Origin of the sequence: Synechococcus sp. R55.7, from assembly GCF_047461955.1 — a bacterium.
Taxonomy (GTDB): Bacteria; Cyanobacteriota; Cyanobacteriia; order Thermostichales; family Thermostichaceae; genus Thermostichus.
Map to the genome: position 1 here is coordinate 1,630 of NZ_JANSIC010000147.1, position 1,836 is coordinate 3,465.

Below are 1,836 nucleotides of genomic sequence, written 5' to 3' on the forward strand. Positions count from 1 at the left end.
CCACAGCGACATGCTGTTTCAAGCTTTCGTCCAACACCTGCAACTGGTGGCGGTGCCTTTGGGAATGGGGCTGCTGTTGGGTTTGCCGCTGGGCTTTTTCAGCTCCCGCTCCCAGATGCTTTCTCTGGTGGTGATCAATGCGTTTAGCAGCCTGCGGGTGATCCCCAGTTTGGCCATTTTGTTTTTGGCCATCCCCTATTTCGGCCTCAGCTTCCGTTCGGCAGTTGTCGCCCTAACCCTTCTGGCGTTGCCCCCCATTCTGATCAGCACGGATGTGGCCTTCCGCAGCCTTGAGCCGGCCCTGCGGGAAGCTGCCCTGAGCATGGGCATGACCCCTGCCCAGGTACTGCGGCACGTGGAGATCCCTTTGGCCTTGCCGGTGATCTTGGCCGGTGTTAAAACGGCTACCATTGAGGTGATTGCCAGTGCTACTCTGGCAGCGTTTATCGGCGCAGGAGGGCTGGGTACTTTCATTACCCTAGGGTTTGCTCTCTATGACAACGCTATCTTGCTGGTGGGGGCGGTTCCAGTGGCCCTTCTGGCTATTGCGGCCGAGATCGGCCTTGGCACTCTGCAGCGGGCTTTGGAACCTCCCCAAGCCTGAGGTTCTGTGAGGGATCCCATGCCGTCTTCCTCTGGTTCTTCTGAAGGGCGATCCCGTTGGCCTTTCCGCTCCATTCCTTTGCGGGTGGCGTTGCTGCTGCCCCTAGTGCTCTCAGTAGCAGGGGGAGTGGGGGGAGTGGCCTATCTCTCCTGGCAGGGCGGGCGACACCTGGCGCTGCGCTTGACGGAGCAACTGAGGCGGGAAGTTACCGACCGCACCGAAGAGCATCTTGCCAGATATTTGCAAATTCCCCTTCAGATCAATGCCCTCAATCAAGGGGCAGTGAGGGGGGGGCTGCTGCCCGATTTGACAACCCCCAGCCCAGCCGATCTAGAGGTGCTGGAAGCTCACTTTGCCCGCCAGTTGCAGCCATTTCCTGAGCTCAGCTATGTCGGCTTTGTCTCGGCTCAAGGGGGGTTTGTGATCGCCCGCCGTCACGCCGATGGGTCGATCTGGACTTACCACACCCCCGGCCTCTTGCCGGGATCCGCCCAGGGCCGCCAACGGGATCCGGAAACAGGGGATCCCACTGGCCTGAGGAGGCAGTTAGGCTTTGTGGATCTGAGGCAGTTGTTCTGGTTTCCCCAGCTCCTGCAGTCGGAAGGGATCCGCGACACTTGGGTGGTAACCCGATTTTTTGCGGAGCTTCCTGCCCAGGATCCAGAGCGGCTGATCGTGACGTCCCTATCCCTGACCGACTCGGGGGGGCGGGTTTACGGCAGCTTGGTGGCTTCCCTCTCCGTCCGGCAGCTTCAAGCCTTTCTGGAACAGATGGAAGGCCGTTCTCCCATGGGGGCGATCTTTCTGCTGGACGAGGAAGGACAGGTGGTGGCCAGTACGGCGGGGCCTGCTCCCCATCCGCTGCTGGTGGCTGTGCAAGAGCAGGTGGGCTCCTGGGAGACGGCCTCTTCTCAAAATCCGCTGCGCCTCAAGGTCGGAGGGATCCCTTACTGGGTGGAGGTGGAGTCCCTCCAGAGTAAAGGGAGGCTGGGCTTTTATTTTGTGCATGGGATCCCAGAGGCAACCCTTCTGGCCGAAGTCCATCGGGGCGCCCAACAGGCTGCGCTGCTGGGGGGTGGGCTATTGCTGAGCATGCTGGGGACAGGGATCCTCCTCGGCGAAGCTCTCTCCCGTCCCCTGCGCCGCCTCACCCAAGTAGCCGAGCAATTTATCCAAAGCGGCTTCCAGCCCTGGCCCCCTTTGGATCCCGGCCCCATCCAGGAGGTGCAGAC

The 1,836-nt window shown here is 61.2% G+C and carries 2 protein-coding genes; both read left to right on the forward strand.

Annotated features, from left to right (window positions below; genetic code table 11):
* The coding region (locus NW820_RS08670; protein ID WP_414407259.1) for an ABC transporter permease at positions 1-604 on the forward strand (604 nt) is incomplete at its 5' end.
* Between the two features lie 18 nt (positions 605-622).
* Positions 623-1,836 (forward strand): cache domain-containing protein (locus tag NW820_RS08675; protein ID WP_414407260.1); only part of this gene is annotated, 1,214 nt, incomplete at its 3' end.